Here is a 6,810-nt window from a genome sequence, read left to right on the forward strand (position 1 = left end):
AATATTACGGCGTGTGTTATGTGAAAGCAGCACTGTAATATTTGGGAGTTTTTCGTAAGTTTTGCGCAAAAATAGTGAGAGTGATGCGATGGTTGATGCAGTAACTAATCCATGAAGAATCAAAATAGCAATAAATATCAAGAGTTTTCTCTCTAGAAATAACGCAACACGCTATTGAAAAAGTTGCGTAAGATTTGCAATGAGATTACTATTGTTGTCGTAAGGTTTCGCAGGGGAAACTTTTCATGATCGATGTTTTAGTGACAGAAGACAAAGGGCAGAACTTATGACAACTCCCAACATAGTAAAGAGTTCGCAAGCTCTCGATGCTTGGTGGTCGGATGCTGTGGTGTATCAGGTGTATCCTCGTTCTTTTCAGGATTCTAATGGTGATGGTATTGGGGATTTGAGGGGTATTACTTCTCGCCTGTCGTATCTTGCTGGGTTGGGTGTTGATGTGGTGTGGCTCTCTCCTGTGTATCAGTCTCCTCAGGATGATAATGGGTATGATATTTCCAACTATCAGGATATCGACCCTATGTTCGGTACTCTCGCTGATATGGATGAGCTGCTTGCTAAAGCTCATGAGCTTGGTATTAAGGTCATCATGGACTTAGTGGTGAATCATACGTCTGATGAGCATGCGTGGTTTAAAGCATCGCGCGCTTCCAAGACGAGCGACCACGCTGATTGGTATATTTGGGAAGACCCTAAGACTGGTTTTACGGGCGGTGAGAAGGGTGCTGAACCGAATAACTGGGGTTCGTATTTTGGTGGTTCTGCGTGGCAGTGGGTGCCTGAGCGTGGTCAGTATTATTTTCATCAGTTTAGTAGGAAGCAGCCTGATTTGAATTGGGAGAATCCTGATATGCGTCGGGCTGTGTTTTCTATGATGAATTGGTGGATGGACCGCGGTATTGATGGGTTCCGTATGGATGTTATTTCTTTGATTTCTAAGCTTCATGATGAGAATGGTAAGCTTCGTGGTGTCAACGGTTCCCTTCTTCCTGAAGAGCCTGCTGGTCCGGATGGGTTTTCGAGTCCTAGCCCGGATTGTTCTGATGGTCCGCGTTTGGATGAATTCCTCTCTGAAATGCGTTGTGAGGTTTTCGCCGGTCGTGAGGGGTTTTTGACTGTGGGTGAGGCTCCTGGTATTTCGGGGGAGCGTGCCGAGCATATTACAAACCCAAAGAATGGTGAGTTGGACATGCTTTTCCTTTTCGAACACGTGGGTATCGACCAACGTGGGGTAGGGGGGAAATGGAATGTAACGGATTGGAAACTTTCTGATTTACGTCATAGCTTTGCTAAATACGAGCATATCGTTGACGATGGTGGCTGGACATCGCTCTTCTTCTGCAATCATGACCAGCCACGCATTGTTTCACGCTGGGGTGACGACTCGACAGAACAGTTGCGCACACGTTCTGCAAAAGCTCTAGGGCTTTTGCTCCATATGCATCGGGGTACTCCGTATATTTATCAGGGTGAAGAGCTTGGCATGACGAATGCTGACTACACACGTCTTGACCAGTACCAAGATCTCGAATCTATCAATATGTATCATCAGCTCGTTGATGCAAAAGTTTTCACGCATGAGGAGATGATGGCGGGTATTGCTGCTATGGGGCGCGACAATTCGCGTACTCCTATGCAGTGGGATGATAGTAAGTATGCTGGTTTTGAGTCCGCGGATGCTGCGACTGCCCCATGGCTTGAAGTGAACGCTAATAAGGCTACTATCAATGCTCAAGCGCAGATGGCTGATGATAATTCGGTCTTCGCGTTCTATAAGAAGCTTATCGAACTACGTCATACAAATGTTACCGTTGCACTCGGCGACTGGAACGCGCTCGATGAAGAGGATGAGCAAGTTTATGCATTTACACGCATATATGAAGACAATGAGCTACTCGTCATAGTCAATGTCAGCAGTGAAACTGCGCGTATTCCTCAGCAAACCCGTGCGCTCATTGACCTAGTGCGTGAGAAAAATGCGTTAGACGAATCTCGAATTCTTCTCTCTAACGACGACGCGACCGACTCTGTCCAAGAGCTCGGCACTGGCATACTGCAGCCGTGGACTGCACTGGTCTATGAGATGAAATAAAGGGGGAAATGATATGGCATATACGACTCGACAATTAAATGCTGAGACAAAAGCCCAATCAAAGAATCAAGCGAAAGCTCTCGCAAAAGCACACAAGAAGCGCGTAGCTCAGGAAAAAGCAGAGCTGAGAAAGAGAATTGGTCCGTGGTATAAGCGCGTGGCCCGACACTTTAGCTTGTACTGGCAACTTTGGCTGATGGTAGCTCCTGCGATGCTTTTGGTGATTATTTTCAACTACGTGCCTATGTACGGTATTCAGCTTGCTTTTAGACGTTATGACCCGACGAAGGGTCTTACTGGCGGCGAATGGGTAGGTTTCGAGTATTTCCAAAAGTTCTTCAACGATGCGCTCTTTACTCGCATCATCGCAAATACTCTACGTATCTCCTTGTGGACACTGGTTATGGGCTTCTTTGCTCCGATTATCCTCGCTCTGCTCATCAATCAGATCGGCGGAGCAAAGACAAAGAAGTTTGTACAAACGATTACGTATATGCCTCACTTCATTTCTACTGTGGTGATGGTCTCTATTCTAAATATCTTCTTAGCTCCTGATTCGGGCATGATCGGGCGTTTATTCCCACATATGAATTTGATGGGAAGTCAGGCTGCTTTTACGCCTATTTATTGGATAAGTGAAATTTGGCAGCATTGTGGGTGGAACTGCATTATCTATTTGGCAGCGTTAGCTTCTGTAGATACATCGCTTTACGAGGCTGCAAAAATTGATGGCGCGGGCCGTTTACAACTTATCAGATATGTTGATATTCCGGCACTTCTACCTACAGCGGGTATTTTACTCATTATGAATATGGGGTCTGTGCTCGGAGTAGGATTTGAAAAAATCTTCTTGATGCAAAATACGCTGAATATTCAAGCATCCGAAGTTATTTCTACCTATACATACCGCATCGGTATCTTGTCTACGCAATTCTCGTACTCTACGGCGATTGGTTTGTTTAATTCTTTGGTGAACTTTGTGTTCCTTATCACAGCGAACCAAATTGCTAAGAAAGTCTCTAATACGAGCTTGTTCTAAATAATTCAATAATTCTAGGTATATGGAAGAAGTATGGAATAGAAGGTCAGGTTTTAAAATGACAACAGCACTTGCTTCAAAAGTAAAGATGAGCTCTCCCAAGCGCAGGGTACAGCACAAAAGCGTGGGGGATTGGACAGTGGATATTGTTATCGCGTTGCTCCTCATCGTAGTTGTGGCATCGATTATTTATCCATTATGGTTCATCATCATTGCATCTTTCTCAGACCCAACGTTAGTATCGCAAGGAAAAGTAACAATCCTGCCGCAAGGTATCAATTTCAAAGGATACGAGAAAATTATCTTCGACGAGCGTATCTGGACGGGGTATAGGAACACCATCATTTACTCTCTAGTAGGTACCGCAGTGAACTTGATTGTCACGCTTCCAGCGGCATTTGCTCTCTCGCGTGTGGAATTTAAGCCACGTCGAGTGCTCTTATTCCTCTTTACGTTCACTATGTTCTTTGGCGGCGGTTTGATTCCTAGCTATTTGCTGATGAAAGATTTAGGTATCTTGAATACTATGTGGGTTTTCATCCTCCCCGGCGCTTTTAATGTGTACAACATGATTATTACGCGTTCATTCTTTGAGACTTCAATACCTGAAGAACTGCGTGATGCAGCGCAAGTAGACGGCTTAAGCTACTTCGGTTACTTTATGAAGATTGTTCTTCCATTGTCGGGAGCTATCATAGCGGTCATAGGTTTGTACTACTTCGTAGGGCACTGGAACGACTACTTTACTGGTTTGATTTATATCCGTGATCTAGACAAGCAACCGTTGCAGAATATTTTGCAAATGATTTTGCTCTCCAATCAGACGCAGCAAGGAGCTGCCTCCATGAGTGCGTTGGAATCTCAGAACTTTGCTGATCAGATTAAGTTTGGTGTCATCATTGTCTCTACATTGCCATTGCTTATTATTTATCCATTCTTGCAGAAGTACTTTAACAAGGGTGTAATGATTGGCGCTGTAAAGGGCTAATTTCCTAGAGGGAGCTACCATGCAAAAGTTTGCAGTTGGATATGAAAAATTCTGTCGTGTCATATGGGTTATGTTCAATATCAATATGGCGTTCATCGTTCATACTGTGATGGGCTTGATTCTCGTGGGATTTTTTCCATCGGTAGCTGCTACTTACTCGACGGTACGCACATGGCTACTCGACGAAGATCATAGCTGGATATGGCGTAAAGTGTGGAAAGTCTTTCACGAGGCATGGGGTGAGGAAATTGCTGCAGCGAACGGTTTCGGCTGGGCGCAGTTTATCGCTGGAGCGTTTCTCTTCTGGGATTACTATGTGGTCAACAATAATAATCTCGGTGGGCGAGCTGGCATTGCAGTATCCGGTATTCTCCTCGCCGTGAATGTTATTTACTGGCTCTTTGCGTTAATGAGCTGGGCTGTGCGAGCGCATTTCGATGAGAAAATTATATGGATTATCCGCATGAGTGTGTCGATGTGTATCGCTCGTCCACTGTCATCGCTGCTTATCATCATGGAGATGATACTTACCGTGTGGGTGTGGGTGAAGTGGCCGGGAATACTTGTAACCTTCGGCATCGTAGTTCCGCTCTTTCTGGTCATCGTTACGATATACTCTTTTGCACGCATACCAGGGTTTAATGCGCGGAGTCGTATCGTAACGAGTGGGGAAGTACAGAGTGCAAATAGTGCCATGAGTGATTGAGCATATTTTCTCTAGCATTTGCTCACCATGGTATGGGTGTGAAGCGTGGGATATGGGTTGCTTGGGTGTTTACGTATTCTTGTGGTGGAGTAACGATAGAAGGAGCATGATTAAAGAATTCTTCACGCATGTGTGGGGTCAATTCAGGAGTTAAGCGTATCGCGTCTTCTAAGTCTTTTGGATTCCATCGTTGAAGACCTTTCATACGAGTAGACACCAATGCAGGGTAACACGGAAACCAACCCTCGTCAGGACGATAAGAAGTACTATAACCCTTATTCCTTGTATCACCACGATAGTCTATTGCTTGGCTGTTACCAAGTAGTGGGTCGATGTTTTTGAACCAGCCAGGGGTCGTGTAATGCCAGGCAAGAGACCCGTCTGTTTTAACCATGAGGTATTCAAAACGGTCACGAGACACATGCCTGACCCATAAACATGCCAATGGTCCATACTTGTTTGCCATACGACGGGAACGTTTATACGCTATATGGTTTTGAAGTAGCACGCCTATAATGACACCTGCTGCCCACGACCACAAAATCCAACGAGACGTGACTGGTTCTAATTGGTGTACACCATATAATCCTATGAAACCAATAAGCGCAGAGAATACCCATTTCCAGTCGGTATTTCGGAATATATCACATGCTGTGACTAGCCCAGTCATGGTAAGAAGCATAACAATAGGAATGAGTTTGAATATTCTTGGAGACTGTATGACGGGTATGATACCGCCAAGGATGAGTAACACGATAGTTGTTATGGTTTCTATGAGCATGAATTGAGAAATATCAGGAATACTAGGCACGCCCTTGGCGCTCTCATTACGCCAAGAGTGTGCCATATCAAACCACAAAGCCTCAAGCTGAACATGACCATCTTCATGACGATATTCTCGTCCAACACATGCAATAAATGCTTGAAGATAGGTAATATAACTCTTCGAATAGACGTCCTTGAGGAGATTCTCTTCTAAGATTTTGTTTAATTCTACGAGAGCAGAGTAAGCTTCCTCAAAGTCTCGTTTGCAAAGTGCATCGTGTGCTTGACCAAATAAGCTATCGACATATTTGGAGTCAATGTCTATATGCTCAGTAAGTAATATTCGAGTAAAAAACATTCCTGCTGGCGCATATTCCGTAAAATACAGTATTCGCTTTAAATCAGTCTCGAGCCAAGCAAGACACTCAAGAAGCAAATCAAAATTTCTAGTTCCGTCATCCATGATATTTATCTCTCCTACCAGTGAATTGGAAGGTCTATTACGTAAACTTTTCGCATATTCATAGCTTTATGTGAACTTTTTTCAAAACCGTACATATAGGTTTTATTTGACATCTTCTGGACAGATTTTACTGAGCCTGAGCCAAATCCACTTCCAGTCCTATGAAAGTCCTTACCAGGAGCATAAAGAGTGTCATAACTATATTTTTGTGACCCGTTAATATTTTCTCTGAGACTACGTGGTGATGCATCAGCACCTAAATATTCGTACGCATTTTTTGCAGCGTTATGCTTAAATTGGAAACGTTGAACATGAGCAAGTTCTTTACCATAATATGATTCGGCAGCGTGTATGCTTCCATTCCCGATTCCGGTACTAACAGCACTTTTAGCTAATCCTTCTGCAGTAAAAGGATTAGCTATACTTTCTGACCAATTTGTCGGCCTATGAAGTAGAGTATTTGTACCGGATTCGATGAGGTTTCCTGTCACCTCTGAAAGCTTGTCTTGTGCAAATTCTCCAAGCTTCCCAATGCCCCATCGAACAAATTTACTATCTACGCTACCTACTTTTTGTGCAACTCTGATTCCTAATGTAGACTTAGCGAGTATTCCACCGGTTTTTCCTATGATGGATCCTCCGGCTAGACCTGCAACAGTACCCACGGCTACTTCGCCCCAGTCTACGTTTCCTGTGGTTCCTTGCTGGATGAGAGCGTCGAGTCCTGCACCGATGAGCG

At 44.2% G+C, this 6,810-nt stretch carries 6 protein-coding genes; 4 read left to right on the forward strand and 2 right to left on the reverse strand.

Translation table 11 applies throughout. From position 1 onward, the window contains the following. The first annotated feature begins 286 nt into the window (after positions 1 to 286). Genes ACFQY8_RS07405 through ACFQY8_RS07420 form a run of 4 tightly spaced genes read left to right on the forward strand, consistent with a single transcriptional unit; the run spans position 287 to position 4,843 of the window. Complete coding sequence (locus tag ACFQY8_RS07405) at positions 287 to 2,110, forward strand: alpha-glucosidase (RefSeq protein ID WP_377939292.1); 1,824 nt, start codon at positions 287 to 289, stop codon at positions 2,108 to 2,110. Between the two features lie 13 nt (positions 2,111 to 2,123). After that, positions 2,124 to 3,149: an ABC transporter permease gene (locus ACFQY8_RS07410; RefSeq protein ID WP_377939294.1), complete on the forward strand. Its 1,026-nt coding sequence runs from the start codon at positions 2,124 to 2,126 to the stop codon at positions 3,147 to 3,149. 58 nt (positions 3,150 to 3,207) lie between these two features. Continuing rightward, complete coding sequence (locus ACFQY8_RS07415) at positions 3,208 to 4,137, forward strand: carbohydrate ABC transporter permease (RefSeq protein WP_377939295.1); 930 nt, start codon at positions 3,208 to 3,210, stop codon at positions 4,135 to 4,137. 19 nt (positions 4,138 to 4,156) lie between these two features. Next, positions 4,157 to 4,843 (forward strand): YesL family protein, encoded by a 687-nt coding sequence (locus tag ACFQY8_RS07420; protein ID WP_377939297.1) that lies wholly within the window; start codon positions 4,157 to 4,159, stop codon positions 4,841 to 4,843. Positions 4,844 to 4,865: 22 nt separating this feature from the next. Here ACFQY8_RS07420 and ACFQY8_RS07425 read toward each other — a convergent pair whose 3' ends face one another. Both ACFQY8_RS07425 and ACFQY8_RS07430 read right to left on the reverse strand, forming a co-directional pair. Beyond that, the gene (locus ACFQY8_RS07425; RefSeq protein WP_377939298.1) at positions 4,866 to 6,071 is read right to left on the reverse strand and encodes a hypothetical protein; all 1,206 of its coding nucleotides are present in this window, start codon (positions 6,069 to 6,071) and stop codon (positions 4,866 to 4,868) included. Between the two features lie 14 nt (positions 6,072 to 6,085). Further along, positions 6,086 to 6,810, reverse strand: a 725-nt coding sequence (locus tag ACFQY8_RS07430) for a hypothetical protein (protein WP_377939299.1), incomplete at its 5' end; no start/stop codon positions are given.

Source organism: Alloscardovia venturai (assembly GCF_042676605.1).
Lineage (GTDB): Bacteria > Actinomycetota > Actinomycetes > Actinomycetales > Bifidobacteriaceae > Alloscardovia > Alloscardovia venturai.

Excerpts from the sequence above, each read along its gene's own strand:
- ACFQY8_RS07410 (WP_377939294.1), top strand. The coding sequence starts at position 2,124 with ATGGCATATACGACTCGACAATTAAATGCTGAGACAAAAGCCCAATCA.
- ACFQY8_RS07415 (WP_377939295.1), top strand. The coding sequence starts at position 3,208 with ATGACAACAGCACTTGCTTCAAAAGTAAAGATGAGCTCTCCCAAGCGC.
- ACFQY8_RS07420 (WP_377939297.1), top strand. The coding sequence starts at position 4,157 with ATGCAAAAGTTTGCAGTTGGATATGAAAAATTCTGTCGTGTCATATGG.
- ACFQY8_RS07405 (WP_377939292.1), top strand. The coding sequence starts at position 287 with ATGACAACTCCCAACATAGTAAAGAGTTCGCAAGCTCTCGATGCTTGG.
- ACFQY8_RS07425 (WP_377939298.1), bottom strand. The coding sequence starts at position 6,071 with ATGGATGACGGAACTAGAAATTTTGATTTGCTTCTTGAGTGTCTTGCT.